Below are 23941 nucleotides of genomic sequence, written 5' to 3' on the forward strand. Positions count from 1 at the left end.
ACTGCATATGAAAAAAGCACAGAATTTTCAGAACCACACCCGTCTGGTTCGCGGATGGCATTTTTACACATTCGCTTTACTACTTGCAACCTTAATTGGTTCATTTGTGAACTTATATCATGCTGCGCCTGAAGTACATTATAGCGCTGCTTTAATTTGCTGCATATTACTCGTGATGGGCGCTTTCTTCTGGTACATTCGTGCATTTGCTTTGAAAGCGCAGGATAGAGCCATTCGTGCTGAAGAAAATTTTAGACATTTTATTTTAACAGGCAAGCCGCTTCCAAGTGGTCTGCGCTTGAGTCAGATTATTGCGCTGCGTTTTGCATCGGATGCAGAATTACCTGCATTGGCTGAGCGTGCTATTCAGGAAAAATTATCCAATAAACAAATTAAGCAGGCTGTTCAGGAATGGCGTGCCGACTATAATCGTGTTTAAGCAATGAAATAGGGCAGGAGCTTTGCCTTCAAAACATCCGGCATGCCGGTTTTCTGTTTGGTCGCAGCATCAATGAAATAAAGTACTACTCTGCCAACTGTTAAGAGTTTTTCCGATTCATTATATACTTCCTGATGAAATTCTATCCGTTGATCATCAGGAAGTTCTTTTAAGATGGTTCTGATGGTGAGCAGTTCATCATAATGAGCAGGGCGAAGGTATTTGGCATGCCACTCCACAATCGGCATCACCACACCCATCGCTTCCATGTCTTTATAAGTGAATCCCAGTTGGCGAATGCTTTCTGCTCTGCCTACTTCAAAGTATTGGGCATAATTGCCGTGATATACTACATCCATCTGATCAGTCTCTGCATATCGAACGCGAATCTTCGTCTCGTGTTGGAACATCTTGCTTGCTTTGTTGACAAAGTTAGCGGGGTGGGATGTTTTTCCACAAATGCACGCCTGCTCAATATTCACGGAGTGCTAACAGTAACTTTAACTGGTTTTGCTTTTCCTTAAGAAAGAAAGCCAAATATTTGCCCAAATACCTACCCTCAACTCATGAAGCAATTCCTGACGATTGGTCTCCTGTTACTATGCACTGGTAGTGTCACTGCACAGTCCACTCTGCAGTACAACGATCCTGATGCCAGATTCAAACAGGCAAGAGAACTCTTTCAAAAAGAACAATACAGCCTCGCTTGGCCTGTCTTTCGCAGCATGTACAATAATGGCATACCGCAGAGTACAATGCCTATTACCACTGCAGAAGAGGTGAAGTATTATTATATCATCAGCGGATTGAAACTGCAAGACGCAGCAGCTGAGCCTTTGGCCAAAGATTTTTTGGTGCAGGAGAAAAATCTACCCAGAAAAGAAATGATGGCCTATGAACTGGGTGAATATTATTACCGCAATAAGCAGTATGCAGAAGCATTGGAAGCCTATGAGAAAGCAGGTATTGGTAACCTCACCAATCGGCAGATTGCTGATATGAAGTTTCACCAGGGCTATGCTTATTTCGCGCAATTGCAGTTTGATAAGGCCAAGCCATTGTTGAATACAGTTCGACAATTACCGAAGGATCCCAATTATCCGGAAGCCAATTATTATTATGCATTTATTGCATTCAGTGATAAGGATTATGATGCAGCCTTACAGGGTTTTAGAATAGCAGAGAAATCTGCACCATATACGACCATCGTTCCATTCTATATTGCTGAGATTTATTACTTCACCGGCAGGCGGGATGAAGCCATTGCTTATGTGGATCAGTCGCTGCGTGCAGGCGGACAATACTACGATCTTCAACTTCGCCAGTTGATGGGGCACATGTATTTTGAAAAACGCATGTATCCACAAGCCCTGCCTTTTTTAGAACAGTATGTACAGAAGCAGGATAAAGTGCGCCGTGAAGATTTGTATGAACTGGCTTATTGCTATTACGAAGCCAAGAGTTGGGCTAAAGCCATTGAAGGCCTGAAGCAAATTGGTGGTAAGGAAGATTCGCTCGGACAAAATTCTATGTATTTACTGGCGGATGCCTATTTGAAGACAGGGGATAAAGCCAATGCCAGGAACGCTTTTCTGTTTTGTGCTTCTAATAACAGCAATCCATCGCAGAAAGAAATTTCTACATTCTCCTATGCCAAGCTATCTTATGAGTTGGGCTATATGGATGTGGCTTTGAAAAGCTTTCAGGAGTTTTTGAAACTGTATCCTGCATCCAGCTTTATCAACGAAGCCAGAGAATTGGAGATCGCCGCTTTAGCCAAAACAAGCAATTACAAAGATGCATTGGTGCGATTTGAGCAGCTGACTAATCCCGGTGAAGATGTGCGTAAACTGCATCCGGGTATCTTGTATGGCAGGGCAGTAGAGTTGATCAACGATCAGCGTTTAACAGATGCAGCACCATTACTGGATAAGGTATTGGAGCTGCCTTATAATAATCAGCAATTGCCATTTACTTTATTCTGGAAAGGTGAGTTAGCCTATCGCAACGGCAAAACAGAAGAAGCTTTGGAATACTTTATGCGCTATCTGGCTAATCCGCAAATAAGTGGTGAGGTAAATCCTGTAAATGCAAAATATGCTGTGGGTTATTGTTTGCTGAAAAAGGAAAGTTACAAGGCTGCAGCCGGTTTCTTTGATCAAGTAGCAGCTAATCTTACTTACAATGCAACAGCATTAGAGCAGGATGCGTATCTGCGTCTGGCGGATTGTTATTTCATGAACAAGGATTACAAGCGCTCGGCAAAAATGTATGATGAGATATTGGCTTTGAACCAGAAAGGTGCTGATTACGCTTTGTTTCAAAAAGCCATTATTGCAGGCGCTTTGAATAAACCGCTAGAAAAACTGAGTTTGCTGCAATCTGTGGAATCTCGTTTTCCTACTTCTGATCTGGTGCCTGATGCGCAATTGGAAATAGCCAATACACATTTGGCTGATGAGCGCTTTAACGAAGCCATCAATCCTTTGCAGCGAGTGATCAAGAATGGTAAAGCTGCTGCTTTGAAACCGCAGGCTTATTTGAAATTGGGGGTGGCTTATTTCAATCTCGATAAAAATGATGAATCACTTACGCAGTTTCAGCAATTGGTGAAGGAATACCCCAATGCACAAGAGAGTGATGAAGCTGTGGAATATATCCGCAATATTTTTGTGGAGAAACAACAGCCCGGTGACTTCGTCAGCTTCATGCGCCAGAATGGTAAAGCTGTTTCCTTTAGCGAGGAAGATTCACTCACCTATAAATCAGCGATGCTGCGCTATGAGGCCAAAGATTTTGCAAGTGCAGAAGGCGGTTTTACAGATTACCTCAAGCGCTTTCCTGAAGGTAAATACCAGATTGAAGCAGCTTATTTTGCAGCGGAGATTGCAGTGTTCAATAAACAACCACAATCTGCATTTCCATTGTACCAGCAGGTATCTGCCAAAGCACCCAATCGATATGCGGAGCGCAGTGCTTTACAGGCTGCCCGTATTGCCTATTTTGATTTGAAGGATTTCGCTGCTGCAGAAAAATATTTTGCGCAGTTGAAAACCATTGCCACACAGCAGGAGAATAAATTAGAAGCCATGCGTGGTTTACTGCGTTGTCAGTATAAAGCGCAACAATGGAACAATGCTGCTACCAATGCTGCAGAGTTGTTGTTAGAGAAAGGTGCTGCTACAGATGATCGTATGATGGCCAATATGGTTTTGGCTAAGAATTATCAGTTGAATAGTCAGCCTAATGAAGCAGCCAATGCCTACAAAGCTGTGGTTGCTTTAGGCCGTTCAGAATATGCAGCAGAAGCTTCTTATCGTTTGGCAGAGTTATTATACCAGCGGGGTAGCTATGCTGAAGCGGAAAAAGCAGCATTCGAAGTGATCAAGAAAAATGGTTCTTATGCTTTCTGGGTTACCAGAAGCTATATTCTGTTAGGCGATGTGTATTTCAAACAAAAAGACCTGTTCAATGCTGAAGCTACTTATAAGAGTGTAGCTGAAAATGCCTCGATAGATGAATTGAAACAAGAAGCCACCCAGAAGCTGGGAATGGTAGTAGAAGAAAAGAACAGAGTTAACAAAGTAACCCAATAAGCCATGCAACGCATTCCATATATATGCTTTTTACTCGCAGCGCTACTATTGATGCTGTCGCCTGTTGAAGCGCAAAAGCGCAGCAAGAAGCAAAAAGCAAAGACTAGTCAGAGTAGCAAAAAGAAAACCACTGCCAAGACGCAAAAGGGTAGTAAGAAGACTTCGTCTAAGAAAAAAGCAAGTACTGATAAGCCTAAAGCGGTTGATCCTGTCACAACAGCGCTTGAGTTAAGTAAGGATACTGCAGCTTCCAGAGTGGTAACGATTACTTCTGCATTTAAGCCATCGCTTCGTTCTGCAGCTAAGATCAATTTTACAGCTGCCAGTGCGGTACAGGATACAACCAGAATTCCATTAGCTTATAAAGTACCTGCACAGAACTTGTTTTTCTCCTATCAGCCTGTGCCCATCAAGCCTTTGGCCATGGATCCGGATTCAGCAATGAAATGGGAGAATCATCAGTACATCAAAGCGGGGTATGGTAATTACAGTACGCCTTTTGTGGATGCTGCTTTTGCATTTGGTGACGGACAAAAAGAAACATGGAATATCAACGCCGGTCATGTAGGCTCTAAAGGTCAGTTGCCTTTTCAGCGTTTCAGCAAGACAAATTTATCCTTCACCGGTATATTCCGTTCTGCGGATAAGCATGAGTGGACTACCCGTGCTTTCTGGAATAACCAGATTCAGTACAAATATGGTTTTCTGCCAAACAGCCTGAATTTTGTAGATACGGATTTGAAGCAGTCGTTCAATACAACCGGTATAGAACTGGGTTTGCAAAATAAAGAAGCAGGGGAGAATGGCTTTCTGTATAAACCCCAATTCAGTTTTAGCTATTTCAGTGATAATCGCGCTGCAAGAGAATTTGATGTGGTGCTGAAAGCACCTTTTCAAAAAAAGCTGAGCAAATTCATCAGTTTCGATTTCAATGCTGTGGCAGATATTACCCGCCTCACCAATAATGCGTTGAAAAATCTGGGCAATAACCTTTATTACATTGATCCTGCATTATTGTTGGCTACCAATACCCTGAAACTACATCTGGGTTTTGTACCCAGCTGGGATAATGGACAATTTTATTTACTACCGGATATTACAGCTGAAGCTAGCATTAAGGGCGATCAACTGGTGGCGATGGCCGGATGGAAAGGTTATTATCAAAAGAATACCTACCGTTCATTGGCCAATTTCAATCCTTTTATCTGGTCTGAAGTGGTCAATGAGCTGCGCAATACGCGTATCATGGAGCAGTATGCCGGTTTCAAAGGTTCTACTGGCAAGCACTTGACCTATAATGCGCAATTGGCTTTTCTGCGTTTGTACAATCAGCCGTTGTTTGTGAACGATGGCTTGGGCCGCAAAGATTTCCGCGTTTTGTACGATGGTAGTATGGATGTACTACGTCTGAAGGCAGAACTGAACTACCGTGTACAGGAGAAATTCAATATCGGCGCAGCCATGCAATACCAGCAGTTTACAAGAATAACAGCTCCTAAAGCTTTTGGTCTGTTACCTTTTGAGGTGAATGGTAATCTGCGCTGGCAGGTGTTGAAAGACCTGCATGTAAAAGCAGATGCTTTCTTTTTCGATGGGGCATTTTACCAGACAGCAACAGGGGAGAATAGAAAGCAGTCTTTTGCCACAGATGTGAATCTGGGGCTGGAATTCAAGGTAAAGCCCAAGCTGTCTGTATGGCTGCAAATGAACAATATGCTCAATAGCCGCTACCAGCGCTGGAATCAATATGAAGTATTGGGCTTCAATGTTCTCGGAGGTGTTGTATATTCGTTCCGGTAAAACTCCCGGCACCAATGCAAGATATTCTGTATAAATACCTCATTCTCAATAAGCGGCTGCAGCTACCAAGCATAGGCAGTTTTTCTATTGATACACTGCCGGCAGAGATCGACAAAGCCAATGGCCTATTACATGCCCCTACGCAGGTGATTCGATATCGCCAGGGCGAGGCAACTGCAGACAGGCACTTTATCAGTTTTGTTGCCAAAGAAACAGGATTGGACGAAGAAGATGCGGTTCGGGAATTCAATCAGTATATTGATAAGCTGCAGCATGAGTCTGCTACGAATCATGGAATAGAAATACCCGGTATGGGTACATTGAAAAAGGAAACAAACGGGCACTATCTTTTCCTTTCTGATCGCTCTGTAAATGAAATGTATCCGCAGTTGAAGCTGAGCGGCACTTTTGAAGTACAGCATGGCTACTATCGTTTGGATAAGCCACTCGCACACCGTAAGATTGAAGATGAAGATGAAGCAATTAAAGAATTGGAGGTTAATGAGGAAGAACAGATTGAGGCGAAAGAAGAAGCCGACTATTGGTGGGTATATGTGATGATTATTCTTTTATTAGGACTTGGCGCTTTGCTCTTTTATTACGTTTAATACAGGCTATGCAGCGTATTCTTTACAATCAATGCCCGGCCTGTGGAAGCAATGATATTCGTCATCAATTGAATGCAGCAGATCATACGGTAAGCAAAGAAGCTTATCAGATATGGCAGTGCAATACATGTACACTCCGTTTTACACAGGATGTTCCGGCATTACATGAAATAGGTAAGTATTACCAATCGCAGGAGTATATTTCGCATTCAGATACCCAGAAAGGTTTGGTAAATAAACTTTACCATCTGGTTCGCAATTATACATTAGGCACTAAACTTCGATTAATTAAGCGAGTTACGAAGAAGCAGGCCGGGCAGATTCTTGATATTGGTGCAGGCACAGGTGCTTTTCTGCATACCATGCAAACAGCGGGTTGGCAGGTGAGCGGACTGGAGCCGGATGAAACTGCCCGTCAGGTGGCCAAAGCAAGGTATCAGGCATCTTTGCTCACACCAGATCATTTGTACACATTGCCCAACAATAAATACGATGCCATCACATTGTGGCATGTGTTGGAACATGTGCATGATTTGCAAGGCTATTTTCAACGCTTTGCTGATTTGTTGAAGGAGGATGGGAGACTGATCATCGCTGTGCCAAACTATACCAGTTACGATGCAGCCTATTATAAATCAGAGTGGGCAGCTTACGATGTTCCCCGGCACTTGTATCATTTCTCACCGAAGAGCATGCAAGGCTTAGCTGCCAAGCATGGTTTTGCTGTGCAGTGTATCAAACCTATGTGGTTTGATAGTTTCTATGTGAGTATGTTAAGTGAAAAATACAGAAATGGCTCTGTGTTATATGTGGCCGCAGTATTGATGGGGTTAATGTCCAATATCGTCGCTTTATTCAAAAAGCATCGATGCAGCTCACAGATTTATGTATTGAAGAAAGCTTAGTTCAACTTCAAAGCAAATAAAGCCGGCCATTTTTTCCCAGTCACATACATGAGCTGTTTGCTGCTGTCATAGGCAATTCCATTCAGGTAATCTCTGTTCGGATAAATGGGTTGATTGTTCTTCTCCAGAATATTACTGAAATCAAGCTGGGCGGTAACAGCGCCACTCGCTGTATCAATTCTTACAATTCGGTCCGTCTGATACACATTCGCATACAATGCACCATTCACCAATTCAGTTTCGTTGAGATTGGCCAAAGGACCATTGTTGTCGTACACACTCAGCGTTTTTTCGATTGATAAGTTTTCAGGATTTACAAAGTATATATTGTTAGAACCTGTTGTTATGATTAACTGCTTACCATTATTGCTTAAGCCCCAACCTTCGTAAGCCCAGTCTAATTCCTGCACTTGCTTAAATGTATTTAGATCATACACAAATACTTTGTGGTTCTGCCAGGTGAGCTGATAAATTTTATTGTTGAGTATCGTGATCCCTTCTCCAAAGTATTCTTTGGCTAAATCAACGCGCTGCAATGTTTTGCTCGAGCTCAACTCAGCTTTCCGTAAAAAGCTTTCGCCATTCAGACCAGTACCCTCGTATAAAAAGCCATTATGAAATTCTAATCCCTGTGTATATGCTGCAGTGTCATGCGGATATACGTTTACAATCGTGTAAGGTAGATTGGCCGGTATATTGATAGCAGTCGTGTTTTCTGCACTACTATCCGTGATATTTGTCTCGTTGTTTTTGCAAGCATTCATTACCACTATGGTAAATATGCTCCATAAAATGCGCTTCATGAAGCAAATGTAAAGGCTTGTTACGGCTATCCCGTTAAGAATTTTGTAAGACTACAGTGGCTACTGTTTCTGCCATCATGGGTGCTAAAGCTACCCCCATACCGTTGCAGGCTATGGCGCTACGTACACGAGCGCTATGTTGGGTAAATTGTGGGCGCTTGTCCTTGGTAAAACCCATGATGCCGCTCCAGCGTTGTTCAATACTGTAGCTGTATTGCGCGCCGATATGTTTATGTAGAAAAGCTTCTAAAGCGGATTGTATTTCAGGTGTGGTATAAAGCGCTGTTGTTTGCTCAGCAGCTTTATTGACGTTGCGTGCACCGCCCAATAAGATTCTATTACCCAGATTGCGCCAGTAATAAAAACCTTCATCAAAATGGAAAGTGCCACGTAAGGTTAGTCCTTCAATAGGTGTTGTGAGTAAGACTTGCCCCCGTGCTGGTACTGTATTGCTATCAGGTACGAGTTCTTGTAGAAAACCATTGGTGCACAGCAATAATTGTTTTGTCTTGATATAACCAAGACTGGTTTCCGCTACAACCTGATCATTGCTTTCCTGCCAATGCAGCAATGCTGCGCCATGCACTACTTGAATACCAGCTACAATAGCACGTTTGTGTAGGGCTTGTAAATATTTACCACTATGGATACCGCCTTCCCATGCGCTGGAGACGAGTGATTGGAAATTGCTTAGACCAAGTGCTTTCAACTGATCAATTACCAAACGGAAAGTGATGGTATTGCCTGTTACCTGTTGGAGGGTTTTGTTGAGCGCAGCTATACGATCTGGAAGGGTAGTGTCTGCTTCAGTAAAACATTCATATCCACCGCAAGCGTCAAAATCAATTTCCTGATCTGTGAAGTGTTTCCGTATTTTTTCAATGCCTTTGATTCGCTGCTCAACAATATGCAGCATAGCATCTTCGCCCATAGTAGCAGCATCTGACCAAAGTTCTGTGGGGCTTCCAAAGCATGCGAATCCAGCATTGCGATAAGAAGCACCTGTAGGTATTGCGCCACGATCCAGTACAAGAATCCGCAGATTGGGTTGTAATTGTTTCAGCTCAAGCGCTGTCCACAAACCCATCACACCCGCACCAATGATCAACACATCCTGCGGAGCCAATACGGTTTCTTTTTCCCAGATAGAAATACTCATAGTTAAGTAAGAAGTGAAAAGTCAAAAGCAAAAAATTGATCAGGAGAAAGCAAAAGCAGTCTTAATATCTTTTGACTTTTAGCTCATCCTTTTTTGCCTTTTTTACACGTTGAATCTGAAATGCATCACATCACCATCCTTCACAATATATTCCTTGCCTTCAATGCGCAGTTTACCTGCTTCACGGCAGGCCGCTTCACTACCATACTGCACATAATCATCGTAAGCAATTACTTCTGCTTTGATAAAACCTTTTTCAAAATCTGTATGGATCACACTTGCAGCTTGTGGTGCTTTCCAACCTTTGTGGATGGTCCAGGCACGTACTTCCTGTACACCTGCAGTGAAATAGGTTTCTAAATTGAGCAACTGGTAGGTGCTTTGAATCAAACGATTCAGTGCCGGTTCTTTCATGCCATATTCTTCCATGAACATCTGCTGATCTTCCGGATTCTCCATTTCAGCAATCTGCGCTTCAATATTGTTGCACATTACAATCACTTCTGCTTTTTCTGCAGCAACACCTGCTTTCAATTGCTCAGAATATTTGTTGCCGGTATGCATATCGGCTTCGCCCACATTGGCAACATAGAGCACTGGCTTATCGGTTAATAGAAATAAATCAGCGATAGCCACTTTATCTTCTTTGGTAAGGTCTAATGAGCGTATGCTCTTCCCTTGCTCCAAATGCGCTTTACAACGAATCAGCACTTCCAGTTCAGCCTTGGCTTTGGCATCGGTACCTACACGTGCCTGCTTTTCGGTACGCTGCATTTTCTTTTCAACACTGTCCAGATCCTTTAACTGCAGTTCGGTGTCAATGATTTCCTTATCGCCAATAGGGTTGATGGCACCTTCTTCGCGCAGCACATTCTCGTCCTCAAAACAACGGATCACGTGGATGATGGCATCCACTTCGCGGATATTGGCCAGAAACTTGTTACCCAAGCCTTCGCCCTTACTGGCACCTTTTACCAGACCGGCAATGTCCACAATCTCCAATTGGGTGGGTACAATGCGGTTGGGCTTCACCAATTCGGCCAATTTGTTCAGTCGTGCATCTGGTACATCCACCAAGCCCACATTGGGTTCAATGGTACAGAAACGATAATTGCTGGCTTGCGCCTTGGCGCTATTGCTGACTGCGTTGAACAAAGTTGACTTTCCCACATTGGGCAAACCCACAATACCTGCTTGCAAACCCATAATTGCTTTGTTTTTTTATGACGGAAGATGTTAATTTGAAGGGCGCAAAGATACGTCTTGGCGCCTTACGCACCCAACCCAACGCTTATGGCCCTCAATATTGTCTGGATAGCCTTTTTTGTGATCGCTTTTGTGATTGCATTGGCCAAGTTCATCTTCCTGAATGATACGGATATCTTTAAAACACTGGTAGACGGTATGTTCGACTCTGCCAAGGGTGCTGTGATAGACGTGGGTTTTCCCCTGGCAGGCACCATGATCTTCTTCCTTGGGCTCATGAATATTGCCGAAAAAGCCGGTGCTATCGGTCGTTTGGCCAGATTGCTTAACCCGTTTATGAAGCGCCTCTTCCCGGAAGTACCGGATAATCACCCCGCCATGGGCCAGATGGTGATGAATTTTAGCGCCAATATGCTGGGACTGGATAACGCGGCAACACCATTTGGTTTGAAAGCTATGGATAGTTTGCAGAGCATAAATCCCGAGAAAGAGAAAGCTACCCATGCACAGATCATGTTTCTGGTGCTGCATACCAGTGGATTAACCATTATTCCATTGTCAATTATTACTTACCGAATTGCTGCCGGCTCAACAGAACCAGCCAGCGTCTTTATTCCTTGTGTATTGGCAACTATCTGTACCACATTAGCGTCTATTCTGGTGGTGAGTTTCTGGCAAAAGCTGAAATGGGATGGGGTGCTCTTTGCTTGGATTGGCGCATTAGCGTTATTGGTAGGTGGTTTGTTGTTTTGGGTGAGTGGGATGGATGCTGCGCAGAAAAATGTGTTCAGTAAGGTAACCGGTAATATGCTTTTGTTGATGATTGTGGTAGGGATCATCATTGGCGGCGTATGGAAGAAGGTGCAAGTCTTTGATGCATTTATTGAAGGAGCCAAAGGAGGATTTGATGTAGTGTTGAAAATCATTCCATACTTAGTGGGGATGCTGGTGGCTATTCGCGTGTTTCGCGATAGTGGTGCTTTAACCTATGTGGTGGATGTATTGGCGGGATTGATTCAAGCGGCGGGTATTAATGCAGACTTTACTGCAGCATTGCCTGTAGCCATCATGAAACCATTTAGTGGTAGCGGTGCACGTGGATTGATGTTGGATGTGTTGAAAGTGCATGGCCCGGATTCTTTTGTGGGTCAGTTGGCATCAACTTTTCAAGGCTCAGCCGATACAACTTTTTACATTATTGCGCTATACTTTGGTAGTGTAGGAATTAAGAAAGTACGTTATGCAATTTGGGCAGGTCTATTAGCCGACTTCATCGGCGTTATTGCAGCCATTATTATCGGGTATGTGTTTTTTGTGCATGGATAGTTTCTAGTTACTGGTTTTGCTAGTTAATATTCGTTCTACTGGCATATACAAGTACAAGCAAATTCTTTATACCCAACAATTATTAATTATTAATTATTAATTGCTAATTCTTTATCCGATGCTTTCTTCCGAACAGCACATATAGAATAGCGCCGGGTACAAACAATACAATACTCACCATTAGCCAGGTCATTTTTTCTTGTTCGTCGAATTTGTTGCGCAGTACATCAATGATGCACCAAATCCAAAATAGGATGCATGCAATGATAATAAGTTCAATGACGGATAAACTTAACGGACTCAAGAGTTCCATAGATGTGCAATATTATAGGACGCCAAAAGTACAGTAAGGGTAGTTGATTAGCCAAGCTTCTCGAGTGTTTTCCTGCGTAAAACCTTGCGTCTCATAAGCAAAAGAAACTGATTAGTCAATGGGAAATTTCCCGTATTTCGGCGGGATTTTTCCCGGTTTTTATCCGTTGATTAACGGGGTATTTTATGTGAGATTAACGGTCGCGTTTCAATCTGCTTCATCTAAGTTGTTTAATCTATAGCCTGCGGTTATTCGCAGTTGGCGGGACAATAATTAGATGCTATTTTGAAAAAAAATCAAGATGCATAATAACAGGTATTATTTGTTAGTTGTGCTTTATCTGCTGAGTGCACTAATAACGATTAGCGGTGCTGTAATGAAGATTTTGCATTACGCGCCAGGTGATGTGCTTTTGATGTTGAGTTTCTTTGTGACAATTGGGTTTATGCTGACAGCTATTCCCGAGATAGTGCGCTCAAAGCATATCCAACGTGTAGAGCAAGTGATGTGGATTGTTAGTTTCATTTTCATGTTATCTATTTCAGGTATGCTCTACCTTGTGTTGCGGAGAAAAGTAGTGATTGGTGAAACAGCAGATACACAGATTCGTAAATAGTAGTCAGATGGCTGTACATTATTTTAGTTTGACTGATGGCAGTATGGAAGTGCACGAGGACAGGATCGTGATTGAGGATGATTTTAAAAAAAGGCAGTTTGCGTTGTTAGCACCTTTGTCTTTTTTTTTGGTTATGTCATTTGTTAATATCCTAAGAGGATTTAGCAAGAATAGTAGCGATGATAAGATTATGGGGCTTCTTTATGCCGCACTTGTTTTTATCGTCTTACTTTTTAGATACAAAGATTTATATCCTATTAGAAATGATTTTAGTGTAAAAGAGGTTGAGTCGATAAAGTTTATTTGGAATAGAATTGGTAGAGATTGTGAAATGATACTGTATCTAAATAACGGCAGAACTAGACGAGTGGCTTTATGGAAAGATCAATATGAGATTAGTAAACTCAAGAATTTATTGGCTGCAAAAGGGATATTGATTAGTGGCGGATAGTGGTTTGACCTTTTTTGAAAATCTTGTCAATCATTTCAGTATTGTTTAAATTGTCTTTGTTAAGCATTATTTACCCTAAAACGACCAATATGTATTGCTTACGACTTTCCTCAATTAAAGCTGTCGGCTTTTTTGGTCTGCTCTTAGCTGCAATGCCTTTAATGGCGCAAAAAACAGATTGTTTAGAGGGTAATTGTAAAAATGGATATGGGGTTAGACGTGTAGAGAGTCCCAAAAATCCTTTGCCGGGCGGAATTGCCAATACTGGATATCAAATGTATGTTTACTATGAACTAGGTGATTTTGTAAAAGGCAAACTGAATGGTAAAGGATATCGTTTTTCAAAATATTCATACACTTTTAGCGATAAACAACTCATTGATGCTTTCAGGAATGGGACTTCGTTTGTGCCTGATCCTCAAAAATATCAATGGTTTGAAAAAGGAGAATATGTAGATGGTCTACTGAATGGAAAGGGCTTTTTGATTGAGTATGATACGAGAAATAATATTCCCAATCGTATTCGTGAGGGTAATTTTCAAGCTGGATTATTGCATGGTACAGGTACAAAATTTGTTCCGAGAGGATACGGACAACCTTTGAGATTAGGTAAGGATAGTATTACTGGGGCATACACATTAATAGAGGGTAAACAGTTGACTGGAAATTATCAAAAAGATATTTGCTACGATTGCACTTTAGTAGAAAAGCAGGAGTATCTCAATAAGCAAGGAACTATGACAGGATGGAGGCTGGATGAAAATTTTTTAACTGGCTGGGTTTTGACAGATTATGAGATTCCTCAATTTACTATTACAATCAATAATTTACCCATGTCTAAGGCTTTATATATCGGTGGGTATAAGGTTACTACGCTAAAATCATTTGATATTTCCGCAAGAATTGATACAGTTAATTTAGGGGGACTTAAAAAGTATATTGGCGAAGTGGATCATGAAGGTAAGCCATACGGTTTTGGAACTATCATGTATGGAGGAGTTAATGACTCAAGGTATGAAGGTTTTGTAGATGATGCAATTCCGAACGGTTACGGCTATTTTATTGGAAACGGTATTATGGGAGGTGAATTTGTAAATGGTAAATTCATAAAAGGAGCAATTTTTGATAGAAGTGACTTGTCACCAAGGTTAAGATTATTGTATAGCACCAATGATATAGCTGTTCCTGACTTTAATACTTATACTCGGGAAATAGTCAGCGGCGGCTATGAAGATAATCATTACGCTTACGAGGATAGCTATAAAGGGTATAAACTTAGTCGTCAAACTACTGGAAAGAGAATTGATGGCTTTGAAAAGGATGCAAAAGTAAACTTTGGGTTTACTCCCGAAGAGCGGCGAAAGAATCGGAAAGTCATAGATGGTCAAATAAGTTTCTCTGACTTATTAATAGGTGATGTTGTGTTAGAGAATGGAATAGCCAGTCCGGTTGAGAAGGTGATAGGTGGATTGTATTATTTAAAGAATGGTAAATATGTTTCCGGATATTCTACAGATAAAGTCCGATTGTCAAAGCACTCACTATCCGAATTTGCGGTCTTGTGTACAGTCTGTAAGGGAAGTGCGCGTGAAACATATATGTATCAACGTAGTCCGGAATTGGTGCGCATGCCAAGATTGGTGACTGAAACAGTTGTGATGGATTATACCATCTGGAAAAAGACTTCTACAGTTTATGATGAATATACCAAGACCTATGCACCTGAAAAAAGAACAAGGCAATGCGCTGCCTGTAATGGTATGGGTAAAACAAAGGATGTAAAAGAGATGGTTGAGTAGGTGTTATGCTATGTTTGTCTTAGTTAAAAATTTTTTGCAGTAGATTTTTCAATTCTTTCACACCCTCACTTGCTGTTGCTTCTATTGAAGTAATGTTACTAATGCCTGGTGTGGGTGGTATTTTCTTATCGATAATATATTTTGGGATACTACGGTGGATGTATTGTATCAGCGAAGCAGCAGGGTAAACCTGCAAGGAGGTGCCAATGACCACAAATATGTCTGCTTCTTCTGCAATCATAACGGCTTCTTCCATCATGGTTACAGGTTCTTCAAACCAAACGATAAAGGGGCGCAATTGCTGCCCATCAGGAGCGAGATCACCTAATTGAATATCGCCATGAATTGCATAGGTCTTGCTTTTATCGCGCACACTGCACATCTTAAATATCTCCCCGTGCAGGTGTAATACTTTGGTGCTGCCGGCTCTTTCGTGTAGGTCGTCAATATTTTGCGTGATGATGTGTACATCAAAATCCTTTTCCAGTGCTGCTAAAGCAAGGTGCGCCGCATTGGGCTCAGCGGCTGCAACATCCCGCCTGCGCATATTATAGAAATCCAACACCAATTGTGGGTTGGCGGCAAAACCTCTAGGCGTGGCTACTTCGTACACATTATAACCTTCCCATAGGCCATCGCTATCGCGAAAAGTTTTGAGTCCGCTTTCTGCACTAATGCCAGCACCGGTTAATACCACAAGTTTTTGTTTCATCGTATACGCTAGTTCACATAAAATTAAACATCTAAGCTCAATTGAGTTCAAGAGTGATTATAAGGAAAAAGCCCCCTTAGGGGCTTGACTTATTGTTTATTTTTCCAGAAGAAGATCGTACTATCTTTTACGTATAACCATTCCATGGTACTGTCTGTACGAGAATGAATTCGGAATAAAGATGTATCTGCAGGATCAATCAGCCGGAGTGAAGAGTCAAAGAGTTGGTATTGCAACTGACTACACTCTTTTTTTTTGCTCAACCATTGCAAAGTGGTATCGCTGGTGAAGCGGATGGAATGTTCTCCACCTAGCATGGCGGTAATCAATAAAGACAAGGAGTCTTCATGGTGCTGTTGCAGTGCGATACTGTCGAGCTGCCATTCACCTTGTAATCCCTTTTGGGCAATGACTGGCTCAATTTGCTTGCGTGATTGGAAAAACCAAAGTAATGCTGCAATAGCAGCAATGACCAGAATGGTCAGGATGTTCTTTTTCATACATGAGGTTTAAATGATGAATCATGCAGGCCTGCATATATGAATACCTGTAAATGGAAATATGTAACCGTGTTAGGTTGTTAAGTAAACGATAAAGGAATAGCACAGGTGAGTAGTCAGTGGCTTGACCTGAACATTCGGGGTCAATCGTGATTCAACAATCTACAATCGACAATTTACAATAGACAATTGTAGATTGACAATAACCAATCCTTACTTCATTCCCGCTAAGTCCATAACAATCGCGAATTCTTCTGTTGTAACAGGTTGTACAGATAAGCGTCCAAGTCTCACCAATGCCATATTCTGTAAACGCTTATCCGCCTTAATGGTAGCAAGTGATACTGGTTGCTTTAAAGTCTTGTGTGGTGCAAAGTCAACAGCACTCCATGTTGGATCATCAATAGTAGGGTCGGGGTAGGCTTCTTTCACCACTTTGGCAATACCCACAATTTCCAAACCTTCATTACTGTGGTACCACAAAGCCAGATCACCTTTTTTCATCGCGCGGAGATTGTTGCGCGCAGCATAATTGCGTACACCATCCCAGAAAGTTTGTTTGTCTTTCAAGAATTGTTCCCAACTGTATTTAAAAGGTTCTGATTTGATGAGCCAATAATTCATTTGATATAATTAATAATGAATAATTAAAAATTAAGAATTTGACTTTGGTGTCATTTAGAACAGCAAACAGATTGATTTGTTGCGTCAGCAGTTTTCAGAGGCTAATGAAATTATTAATTATTAATTTTTAATTCTTAATTAAAGCTCAGCTTCTCTCGCCAAAACATCTGCCAAATGCAACACTTTCAAAGCCTTGCCTTCTTTATTGATATAGCCTTCTAAATGCATCAAACAACTCATGTCTGTGCTTACCAGATATTCTGCTTCGGTTGCTAATGCATTGTTTACTTTCTGATCAGCCATGGCAATGCTTATAGGTTCAAATTTTACGGCAAAGCTGCCGCCGAAACCACAACAGGTTTCTACATCATTCATCTCAACCAATTCCAAGCCCTTTACATGACTTAACAGCACGCGTGGTTCTTTCTTCACACCACATTCGCGCAACGCAGCACAACTGTCGTGATAAGTCACTTTTGCATCAAGGCTGGCGCCCAGATCAGTTACCTTCAGCACATTTACCAGAAAATCGGATAGTTCAAAAATCCGCTTGCCCAACTGTTCAGCTGTTTTGTGGTGTATGGATGAATCATCAAACAATTTGCCATAATAATTACGCACGAAACCAACACAGCTAGCGCTAGGTGCTACCACATAATCTTCTCCACGAAAATCATTGATGAATTTGCTGCACACATCCTTGGCTTCTCCACGAAAACCTGCATTAAATGCGGGCTGACCACAACAGGTCTGATTGGTATTGTAATTGACTTTACAGCCTGCTTTCTCTAGCACTTTTACCATATTGAAGCCTACGTTTGGGTAGAGCTGATCAATAAAACAGGGAATGAACAACTGTACTTGCATGTGCTAAAGGTATTGGCTTATTTGATGAGTTTTCTGTTCAGCGCAATCATCTTCAATGCTGTAATGGCAGCTTCTTCGCCTTTATGGCCATGCTTGCCGCCAATACGTTCAATGGCCTGTTCTTCTGTATTCACCGTGAGTACACCAAAGATGACTGGACAATCCAAGCTTAAGTTTAAGTGTGTGACACCCTCTGTTACAGATTGACACACATAATCGAAATGCGGTGTATCGCCTTTGATTACTGTGCCCAGAACGATATAGGCATCAGGCATGCGTTTGCTGTGCGTGTAATGCTGTTTTACTGCAAAGGGTATTTCTACTGCACCGGGAACGGTGAGGGTAGTAGTAGCTACGCCTGCTGCTTTCAGTATTTTCTTTGCACCAGCATCCAGCTTCTTAATGATATGGCTGTTCCATTCTGTTACAACCAGAACAACAAAGGCATCCTTTGTTGCGGGGATGCCTTTGTGCAATTGTGTATTACCTTTTGTGGCCATTATTTTACACTGAATTCGTTTGGTTCTACGTTCAGGCGATAGATGTACTTATCTACCTGGAAGCCTTTGTCTGTCTTAGGGAATTTAGTCTTCAGTTCTTTATATAGTTCCAAAGCTTCTTTGTTTTTACCTTGAGTTTCCAGTAACAGACCTGCACGGAAGAGGTATTCTGCAGAGCTAGCTTCATCTTGAGGGAAAGTAGCAGCAGCTTTCTTATAAGCGGCAACTGCATCATCCTTCTTGTTCAGTTCGCTGTAAGCATCACCAAGGCGTGCGTAAGCCAGCAACTGTACAGGCTTAGAGTCTGTAGAGAAATCTTTCAGGTATTTTACAGCGTTTTCAAATTCGCCGAGTTTCAGGTAAGAAACACCTGCATAGTATTTTGCGAGATTAGCACTCTTTGTGCCATCAAAATTCTTGATCACATAAAGAAAGCCTTTGGCACTGCCATCACCATCCAATGCTTTGCGAGTTGAATCTTGTGCAAATAATTGTTGCGCTTTTGCAATAGCCTCAGCAGCTTTGGTTTCTTTTGGCTTTACGACGTATTCGCCATAGGCAAACCAGCCACCTACTGCAATGACTACTACGGCAGCGGCTATCAGGATATTCTTTTGATTCTTTTTCCAAAAGCTCTGTGCGCTCAGCAGCGGGTCTTTGTCTACAACAGGAGCTGTGTGTTGATCACTCATGGTTCAGGTTTATAAAGTATTACTGTTTAATTAGTCAACGATAAAAGGATAGTTCTGATCGATATACACATCTTTCAGTACTTCGCTATCATCCGGCCAAGGGCTTTCTTCTGCAAAACGTACACTTTCTTCTACTACAGCATTAATCTTGGCATCAATTGCATTTAAATCTGCTTCAGTTGCGAAATTGTTTTCCAGAATGGTATGGCGCACTTTGTTAATCGGATCCTGCTCTTTGTATTCTTCCACTTCTTCCTTAGTACGATATTTCTGTGGATCAGAGATAGAGTGGCCCTTATAACGGTAGGTCTTGATCTCTAACAGGGTAGGACCATCACCTTCGCGTGCACGCTTTACCGCACGAGCTACACCTTCGTGTACTGCTTCGGGCGACATGCCATCGATCTTATCAGCAGGCATTTCGTAGGCATCGGCCAATTTATAAATATCAATCACATTGCTGGTACGTTCAATAGAAGTACCCATTGCATAGTTATTGTTCTCGCAAATGAAAATCACTGGCAGTTTCCACAACATAGCCAGGTTGAAAGTTTCATGGAGCATACCCTGACGTGCAGCACCATCGCCAAAGAAAGCGAGGGTTACATTCTGCGTGCCACGATATTTCTCTGCGAAAGCCAAACCGGCACCGGTTCCAATCTGGGCACCTACGATACCATGACCACCGAAGAATTTGTTTTCGATATCGAAGAAGTGCATACTACCGCCCTTGCCTTTTGCACAACCGGTTGCTTTACCATAGAGTTCAGCCATACAAGCATTGGCAGAAGTACCTTTTGCCAGTGCTAAACCGTGGTCGCGGTAAGCAGTAATAAACGGATCATCTGCACCAGTTGCCGTCATACAACCCGCAGCAATGGCTTCCTGACCCACATAAGCATGGAAAAATCCGCGGATCTTACCAGCCATTTTATACATTTCCTCAGCCTTGAGTTCAAACTGGCGAATGAGCTGCATCAGCTCGTACCAGTAGAGATAGGTTTCTTTGGTGAATTTAGTAGGCACTTGCGTTGATTTTTAATCGGTTGCCGGCGGAAAATCAGGCTTTCCGCAAGCGGGGGCAAATATAGGGCATAGAATGCAAAGATGTACCACAGGAATTCCACAGGTTAAAACCCTTGAAATCCACTGTCTTACAATTGATTAGCCGGTATCTGATCAGAGCTTTTTCAGCAGATCGGCCTTGCTGATAAAGCCCGTCTGCCGCCATAGCTGTGCTTGTTTTTGGTAGAGGATCAGGGTAGGTAGCGCATCCACACCCAGTTCTTGTAGCAATTGCTGGTTATCATCGGCGTTAATGCGAATGATTTGCAGGTCGGCAGCGCGCTCGGTTTTTAGTTCCTCCAGGTAGGGAGCCATTTCCTTGCAAGGGCCACACCAATCTGCATAGAAATCTATCAGTACTTTCTTATCAGAAACCAATAATTGTTCATAAGCGGCTTTGTCCATACTGCTTGTGCTGGCCGCAGCATCCATGGTTTGTGGTAAACCTGCAGCACGCCATTTTACAATACCGCCTTCCATATTGTACACTTCGGTGAAGCCTGCACTGCGTAATTTATCTGCGGCTGCAGCACTGCGCGCACCACTTAAACAATACACATACACTGGTCTGGATTTCAAGTAGCCGGAAACTTGTTGCATAAAATCCTCGCTATACCAATCAATATTTCTTGCTTTAGGCAAATGACCTTTGGCGTATTCCTCAGCTGTGCGCACGTCTAATACCAAGGCATCAGGTGTTTTGGTTAGACCAGCCTGAAATGCTTCAGGACTCAGTTCTGTTTGTAATCGGTTTTCGTTTGTTGGCTGATTGTTGCCACACGCGGTCAATGAAAAAGCCATTAGGCCTGCTACACAAAAACGTATCACACTGTTCATCTTTTTTTGCAAAGATAGTGCGGATTCTTGTCTATATGGGTTTATGAAAGCACGACCAGTTATACACTTCAATGTTAGCTGCTGTATCTTCTTTACACTTAAACATATTCTATATTTTCATCCATTCTTTTTGGCTTGACCCAAAAAGAACCAAAAAGGTCAAGGCTGCAGAAAAATTTCGATACATCCTACGCCTCGCTTCGGGCAGAAAGGAAACTCGTGCTTACGCACTCAAACAACCTTTCTGCATTTCCTTCACTCGGCTTGATGTTTTGCGAAATTTTTCTGAGGCCGTTGAGTGTATTAGTGGCATAAAAAATCCCGTTGCTATAACGGGATTATAAATGTGATTAGCTAAAGCCTATTCAACAACCAATTAACAATAATCAATTGTCAATTTTACGCTTCATTCAAGAATGGGTAGCGATAATTGGTTGGCGGATTGAAGGTTTCTTTAATCGTTCTTGCACTCAACCAACGATAGAGGTTCAGCATAGAGCCTGCTTTGTCGTTAGTGCCGGAAGCACGTGCACCACCAAATGGTTGCTGCCCAACAACAGCACCTGTAGGCTTATCGTTGATGTAGAAATTACCGGCAGCATTGCGCAGTTTATTCGTAGCCAGTTCCACGGCAGCTCTGTCTTGTGCAAGAATAGCACCGGTTAACGCATAAGGAGATGTGCTGTCAACCAGCTCTAAGGTCTGCTCAAACTTATCTGCATCGTACGTGTAGATAGTCAACACTGGGCCAAAGATTTCTTCGCACATAGTGGTGTACTTAGGATCCTTTGCTTCAATCACGGTGGGCTCAATGAAATAACCTGCTTTCTTACTGTAATTACCACCAACCAAGATGCTGGCTTTCTTATCTTTTTTCGCATTATCGATGTAACGGGTAATGCTGTTGAAAGCTTTCTCATCAATCACCGCGTTCACGAAGTTGGAGAAGTCTTCCACAGTACCCATCTTCATGGTCTTGAGTTCTGCTACCAGTTTGATCTTAATGGCTTCAGCCAAATTGCTTGGTAAATAAGCACGTGAGGCAGCAGAACATTTTTGTCCCTGGAACTCAAATGCACCACGAGCCAACGCAGCTACAGCTGTGTCCACATCAGCACTCTTGTGAATTACCACGAAATCCTTACCACCGGTTTCACCTACAATACGTGGGTATGATTTGTACTTAGGAATATTTTCACCAATGGTCTTCCACATATTATTGAAGACGCCTGTTGAACCAGTAAAGTGTACACCAGCAAAATCGCGGTGGTTGAAACATACTTTACCAATGGTTGGACCATCTACATAAATCAGGTTAATAACACCATCAGGCAGACCAGCTTCTTTCAAAATACGCATAAACATCTGCGCAGAATAAATCTGTGTGTTGGCAGGCTTCCAAACGACTACGTTACCGCACATGGCAGCAGAAGTAGGCAGGTTGCCGCCAATGGCTGTAAAGTTGAAAGGCGTTACAGCGAGTACAAAACCTTCCAGCGGGCGCCATTCCATGCGGTTATGCATGCCGGGAGCTGAAATAGGTTGTTGCTTATAGATCTCACTTAAGAAATGCACGTTAAAGCGCAAGAAATCAATGATCTCGCAGGCACTGTCGATCTCTGCCTGAAATGCATTCTTGCTTTGGCCCAGCATCGTTGTACCATTCATGTGGTAACGATACTTGGTGGCAATTAAGTCAGCAGCTTTTAAAAAGATATGTGCGCGACTTTCCCAACTCATAGCTGCCCATGCTTCTTTGGCTTTCAAAGCTGCATCAATGGCCTGGTGTACATGCTTTTCTTCACCAGCGTGGAAATAACCCAGTGTGTGGGCAATCTCATGGGGTGGATGCATGGCTACTTTCTTTCCGGTCTTTACCTGCTTGCCACCAATATACATCGGTACTTCAATGGCTTTTTTCTTTAACTCAGCAAGGGTCTTTTTCAAAGCAGCTCTTTCAGGGCTGCCGGGTGCGTATGATAATACCGGCTCATTGGCAGGCATGGGGTAGGAGAAAGTTCCCAGACTCATATGAACAGTTTTAATGTTGAGTGCGCAAGGTAGCAATTGCCCCTGAATTGGCAGTGCCCAAAGTTACCGTAGCGCTACGCGGGTTTCTTTATTATCTTTCCCGCATGTATTTTATTCGCTTTCTATTTGCCCTCCTGTATTTTGGCATCAGGGTGGTGTTGGTGCGATGGCGTGGCGGTAAGCAGGCAGTTGGCTTGCTGCGTGCATTAGAGCAGCAGTTTGATGGTCAGTTTGATGCAGCAACTTTTCGAAAAGTGGTGAAAAGTCATAGTGTTTACCTCAGTATTGTGAATGATGCGTTTACCGGATTGCATGGCCGAAATACCAACCGCAAAGAACAGGAAAGAAGTATTTTGTACTTTATTTGTAGCTCCCTATTCGATAACTTCTTCGATGACCAATCGCGCTCGCATGATGCGATCATGGCCATGACTTTTGCACCAGATACCTATACCCCCACAGATTTTAATGATCGCGTGGGTGTCTATGCCCATCAGCAATTGCTGGCTTATGTGAAAGACAAGCATGCTTATTTAGCCGTGCTAAAAAAAGAATATGCAGCCCAAGCTGCATCACAGGAACAATTTGATGCCCAAATAAGCAATGAACGCATCCAAGCAATTACTTTCGAAAAAGGTGGCAATGCAGTTTTACTGTGCAAGTTTTATTTAGATGTGGAAGCGGGTAATGCGGAGTCAGCTGCATGGTATCGATTAGGCACATTGATACAACTTAGTAACGACTTGTTCGATATTTATAAAGACACCCAAGCCGGTATCCATACTTTGGCAACCCGTTGTACCGATGCTTATGCGATGGAAACACACTATTTGAATTTGGTATCAGATATGCACCAGTGTATTCAGCAAATACCAACTACCGCATGGCGCAAGCAAAGATTCTCTATTGCCATGGCAGGCACGTATGCGCTGGGTTTGGTGGCTATTCAGCAATTGAAAAAGCTACAAGGTGCTTCTGCACAGTTGCCACAATTTGCTAACTTACCAAGGAAAGCATTGATCGTAGATATGGAGCAGTTTGGTAATATGTGGCGCTGGTTGCGTTTTGTGTATCAATATGGAAAGCTATAGT

The 23941-nt window shown here is 42.5% G+C and carries 24 protein-coding genes; 10 read left to right on the plus strand and 14 right to left on the minus strand.

Features of this window, described 5'->3' with window-relative positions; translation table 11 throughout:
- The first annotated feature begins 7 nt into the window (after window positions 1-7).
- Window positions 8-439: a hypothetical protein gene (locus J0L83_02455; GenBank protein MBN8663405.1), complete on the plus strand. Its 432-nt coding sequence runs from the start codon at window positions 8-10 to the stop codon at window positions 437-439.
- Here J0L83_02455 and J0L83_02460 read toward each other — a convergent pair.
- Entirely contained in the window at window positions 436-849 is a 414-nt protein-coding gene (locus tag J0L83_02460) for an acyl-CoA thioesterase (GenBank protein ID MBN8663406.1), read from the minus strand. The two genes, J0L83_02455 and J0L83_02460, sit on opposite strands and share 4 nt — an antisense overlap.
- 156 nt (window positions 850-1005) lie before the next feature.
- Between J0L83_02460 and J0L83_02465 the strand changes: the two genes are divergently transcribed.
- The 4 genes from J0L83_02465 to J0L83_02480 are packed head-to-tail and all read left to right on the plus strand — an operon-like array spanning window position 1006 to window position 7348.
- Window positions 1006-4035, plus strand: coding sequence for a tetratricopeptide repeat protein (locus J0L83_02465; protein MBN8663407.1), 3030 nt, complete (start codon window positions 1006-1008; stop codon window positions 4033-4035).
- Window positions 4036-4038: 3 nt separating this feature from the next.
- On the plus strand, window positions 4039-5835 hold the full coding sequence (locus J0L83_02470; protein ID MBN8663408.1) for a hypothetical protein: 1797 nt from the start codon (window positions 4039-4041) through the stop codon (window positions 5833-5835).
- 14 nt (window positions 5836-5849) lie between these two features.
- A complete protein-coding gene (locus tag J0L83_02475; protein ID MBN8663409.1) occupies window positions 5850-6443 on the plus strand; it encodes a hypothetical protein in 594 nt (197 codons plus the stop codon).
- Window positions 6444-6451: 8 nt separating this feature from the next.
- The gene (locus tag J0L83_02480; protein MBN8663410.1) at window positions 6452-7348 is read left to right on the plus strand and encodes a class I SAM-dependent methyltransferase; all 897 of its coding nucleotides are present in this window, start codon (window positions 6452-6454) and stop codon (window positions 7346-7348) included.
- On the opposite strand, the gene J0L83_02485 is transcribed toward J0L83_02480, so the two are convergent.
- From J0L83_02485 to ychF, 3 genes are all read right to left on the minus strand, one after another.
- Window positions 7345-8151, minus strand: coding sequence for a glutaminyl-peptide cyclotransferase (locus J0L83_02485; GenBank protein ID MBN8663411.1), 807 nt, complete (start codon window positions 8149-8151; stop codon window positions 7345-7347). The two genes, J0L83_02480 and J0L83_02485, sit on opposite strands and share 4 nt — an antisense overlap.
- A gap of 34 nt (window positions 8152-8185) precedes the next feature.
- The gene (locus J0L83_02490; protein ID MBN8663412.1) at window positions 8186-9310 is read right to left on the minus strand and encodes an FAD-binding oxidoreductase; all 1125 of its coding nucleotides are present in this window, start codon (window positions 9308-9310) and stop codon (window positions 8186-8188) included.
- Between the two features lie 102 nt (window positions 9311-9412).
- On the minus strand, window positions 9413-10516 hold the full coding sequence (gene ychF, locus J0L83_02495; GenBank protein MBN8663413.1) for a redox-regulated ATPase YchF: 1104 nt from the start codon (window positions 10514-10516) through the stop codon (window positions 9413-9415).
- Between the two features lie 87 nt (window positions 10517-10603).
- Between ychF and J0L83_02500 the strand changes: the two genes are divergently transcribed.
- Window positions 10604-11842 (plus strand): hypothetical protein, encoded by a 1239-nt coding sequence (locus tag J0L83_02500; GenBank protein MBN8663414.1) that lies wholly within the window; start codon window positions 10604-10606, stop codon window positions 11840-11842.
- A gap of 103 nt (window positions 11843-11945) precedes the next feature.
- Here J0L83_02500 and J0L83_02505 read toward each other — a convergent pair whose 3' ends face one another.
- Window positions 11946-12155 (minus strand): PLDc_N domain-containing protein, encoded by a 210-nt coding sequence (locus J0L83_02505; GenBank protein MBN8663415.1) that lies wholly within the window; start codon window positions 12153-12155, stop codon window positions 11946-11948.
- Between the two features lie 301 nt (window positions 12156-12456).
- Here J0L83_02505 and J0L83_02510 point away from each other — a divergent pair, with 301 nt between their 5' ends.
- The 3 genes from J0L83_02510 to J0L83_02520 all read left to right on the plus strand — a co-directional run bounded on the left by J0L83_02510 (window position 12457) and on the right by J0L83_02520 (window position 15021).
- Window positions 12457-12771, plus strand: a complete 315-nt coding sequence (locus J0L83_02510) for a hypothetical protein (protein ID MBN8663416.1) — start codon at window positions 12457-12459, stop codon at window positions 12769-12771.
- A 7-nt stretch (window positions 12772-12778) separates the two neighbouring features.
- Window positions 12779-13222, plus strand: a complete 444-nt coding sequence (locus J0L83_02515) for a hypothetical protein (GenBank protein MBN8663417.1) — start codon at window positions 12779-12781, stop codon at window positions 13220-13222.
- 89 nt (window positions 13223-13311) lie between these two features.
- A complete protein-coding gene (locus J0L83_02520; protein ID MBN8663418.1) occupies window positions 13312-15021 on the plus strand; it encodes a hypothetical protein in 1710 nt (569 codons plus the stop codon).
- Between the two features lie 19 nt (window positions 15022-15040).
- Here the strand turns inward: J0L83_02520 and J0L83_02525 are convergent, their stop codons facing one another.
- The 9 genes from J0L83_02525 to pruA form a co-directional block, all read right to left on the minus strand.
- The gene (locus J0L83_02525) at window positions 15041-15733 is read right to left on the minus strand and encodes an NAD-dependent deacylase (GenBank protein ID MBN8663419.1); all 693 of its coding nucleotides are present in this window, start codon (window positions 15731-15733) and stop codon (window positions 15041-15043) included.
- 89 nt (window positions 15734-15822) lie between these two features.
- Entirely contained in the window at window positions 15823-16233 is a 411-nt protein-coding gene (locus J0L83_02530) for a hypothetical protein (GenBank protein ID MBN8663420.1), read from the minus strand.
- Between the two features lie 213 nt (window positions 16234-16446).
- The gene (locus J0L83_02535) at window positions 16447-16857 is read right to left on the minus strand and encodes an EVE domain-containing protein (GenBank protein MBN8663421.1); all 411 of its coding nucleotides are present in this window, start codon (window positions 16855-16857) and stop codon (window positions 16447-16449) included.
- A 138-nt stretch (window positions 16858-16995) separates the two neighbouring features.
- Window positions 16996-17724 carry a (Fe-S)-binding protein gene (locus tag J0L83_02540; protein MBN8663422.1) on the minus strand — a complete coding sequence of 243 codons (729 nt, stop codon included), beginning with the start codon at window positions 17722-17724 and terminating at the stop codon, window positions 16996-16998.
- 17 nt (window positions 17725-17741) lie between these two features.
- Window positions 17742-18224: a 6,7-dimethyl-8-ribityllumazine synthase gene (locus J0L83_02545; protein MBN8663423.1), complete on the minus strand. Its 483-nt coding sequence runs from the start codon at window positions 18222-18224 to the stop codon at window positions 17742-17744.
- Window positions 18224-18916, minus strand: coding sequence for a tetratricopeptide repeat protein (locus J0L83_02550; protein MBN8663424.1), 693 nt, complete (start codon window positions 18914-18916; stop codon window positions 18224-18226). The genes J0L83_02545 and J0L83_02550 overlap by 1 nt, the downstream gene beginning before the upstream one ends.
- Before the next feature lie 30 nt (window positions 18917-18946).
- Window positions 18947-19942: a pyruvate dehydrogenase (acetyl-transferring) E1 component subunit alpha gene (pdhA, locus tag J0L83_02555; protein ID MBN8663425.1), complete on the minus strand. Its 996-nt coding sequence runs from the start codon at window positions 19940-19942 to the stop codon at window positions 18947-18949.
- Between the two features lie 153 nt (window positions 19943-20095).
- Window positions 20096-20818 (minus strand): thioredoxin fold domain-containing protein, encoded by a 723-nt coding sequence (locus J0L83_02560; protein ID MBN8663426.1) that lies wholly within the window; start codon window positions 20816-20818, stop codon window positions 20096-20098.
- A 399-nt stretch (window positions 20819-21217) separates the two neighbouring features.
- Window positions 21218-22849 carry an L-glutamate gamma-semialdehyde dehydrogenase gene (pruA, locus tag J0L83_02565; GenBank protein MBN8663427.1) on the minus strand — a complete coding sequence of 544 codons (1632 nt, stop codon included), beginning with the start codon at window positions 22847-22849 and terminating at the stop codon, window positions 21218-21220.
- A gap of 104 nt (window positions 22850-22953) precedes the next feature.
- On the opposite strand from pruA, the gene J0L83_02570 reads away from it, so the two are divergent.
- Window positions 22954-23940: a hypothetical protein gene (locus J0L83_02570; protein MBN8663428.1), complete on the plus strand. Its 987-nt coding sequence runs from the start codon at window positions 22954-22956 to the stop codon at window positions 23938-23940.
- Window position 23941: the final 1 nt, after the last annotated feature.

The sequence above is a fragment of the Chitinophagales bacterium genome (genome assembly GCA_017303835.1).
Lineage (GTDB): Bacteria > Bacteroidota > Bacteroidia > Chitinophagales > Chitinophagaceae > JAFLBI01.

What these genes read in the sequence shown, in the direction of transcription:
- J0L83_02455 (MBN8663405.1), top strand. Translation starts at nt 8, where the DNA reads ATGAAAAAAGCACAGAATTTTCAGAACCACACCCGTCTGGTTCGCGGA.
- J0L83_02460 (MBN8663406.1), bottom strand. Translation starts at nt 849, where the DNA reads ATGTTCCAACACGAGACGAAGATTCGCGTTCGATATGCAGAGACTGAT.
- J0L83_02465 (MBN8663407.1), top strand. Translation starts at nt 1,006, where the DNA reads ATGAAGCAATTCCTGACGATTGGTCTCCTGTTACTATGCACTGGTAGT.
- J0L83_02470 (MBN8663408.1), top strand. Translation starts at nt 4,039, where the DNA reads ATGCAACGCATTCCATATATATGCTTTTTACTCGCAGCGCTACTATTG.
- J0L83_02475 (MBN8663409.1), top strand. Translation starts at nt 5,850, where the DNA reads ATGCAAGATATTCTGTATAAATACCTCATTCTCAATAAGCGGCTGCAG.
- J0L83_02480 (MBN8663410.1), top strand. Translation starts at nt 6,452, where the DNA reads ATGCAGCGTATTCTTTACAATCAATGCCCGGCCTGTGGAAGCAATGAT.
- J0L83_02485 (MBN8663411.1), bottom strand. Translation starts at nt 8,151, where the DNA reads ATGAAGCGCATTTTATGGAGCATATTTACCATAGTGGTAATGAATGCT.
- J0L83_02490 (MBN8663412.1), bottom strand. Translation starts at nt 9,310, where the DNA reads ATGAGTATTTCTATCTGGGAAAAAGAAACCGTATTGGCTCCGCAGGAT.
- ychF (MBN8663413.1), bottom strand. Translation starts at nt 10,516, where the DNA reads ATGGGTTTGCAAGCAGGTATTGTGGGTTTGCCCAATGTGGGAAAGTCA.
- J0L83_02500 (MBN8663414.1), top strand. Translation starts at nt 10,604, where the DNA reads ATGGCCCTCAATATTGTCTGGATAGCCTTTTTTGTGATCGCTTTTGTG.
- J0L83_02505 (MBN8663415.1), bottom strand. Translation starts at nt 12,155, where the DNA reads ATGGAACTCTTGAGTCCGTTAAGTTTATCCGTCATTGAACTTATTATC.
- J0L83_02510 (MBN8663416.1), top strand. Translation starts at nt 12,457, where the DNA reads ATGCATAATAACAGGTATTATTTGTTAGTTGTGCTTTATCTGCTGAGT.
- J0L83_02515 (MBN8663417.1), top strand. Translation starts at nt 12,779, where the DNA reads ATGGCTGTACATTATTTTAGTTTGACTGATGGCAGTATGGAAGTGCAC.
- J0L83_02520 (MBN8663418.1), top strand. Translation starts at nt 13,312, where the DNA reads ATGTATTGCTTACGACTTTCCTCAATTAAAGCTGTCGGCTTTTTTGGT.
- J0L83_02525 (MBN8663419.1), bottom strand. Translation starts at nt 15,733, where the DNA reads ATGAAACAAAAACTTGTGGTATTAACCGGTGCTGGCATTAGTGCAGAA.
- J0L83_02530 (MBN8663420.1), bottom strand. Translation starts at nt 16,233, where the DNA reads ATGAAAAAGAACATCCTGACCATTCTGGTCATTGCTGCTATTGCAGCA.
- J0L83_02535 (MBN8663421.1), bottom strand. Translation starts at nt 16,857, where the DNA reads ATGAATTATTGGCTCATCAAATCAGAACCTTTTAAATACAGTTGGGAA.
- J0L83_02540 (MBN8663422.1), bottom strand. Translation starts at nt 17,724, where the DNA reads ATGCAAGTACAGTTGTTCATTCCCTGTTTTATTGATCAGCTCTACCCA.
- J0L83_02545 (MBN8663423.1), bottom strand. Translation starts at nt 18,224, where the DNA reads ATGGCCACAAAAGGTAATACACAATTGCACAAAGGCATCCCCGCAACA.
- J0L83_02550 (MBN8663424.1), bottom strand. Translation starts at nt 18,916, where the DNA reads ATGAGTGATCAACACACAGCTCCTGTTGTAGACAAAGACCCGCTGCTG.
- J0L83_02560 (MBN8663426.1), bottom strand. Translation starts at nt 20,818, where the DNA reads ATGAACAGTGTGATACGTTTTTGTGTAGCAGGCCTAATGGCTTTTTCA.
- pruA (MBN8663427.1), bottom strand. Translation starts at nt 22,849, where the DNA reads ATGAGTCTGGGAACTTTCTCCTACCCCATGCCTGCCAATGAGCCGGTA.
- J0L83_02570 (MBN8663428.1), top strand. Translation starts at nt 22,954, where the DNA reads ATGTATTTTATTCGCTTTCTATTTGCCCTCCTGTATTTTGGCATCAGG.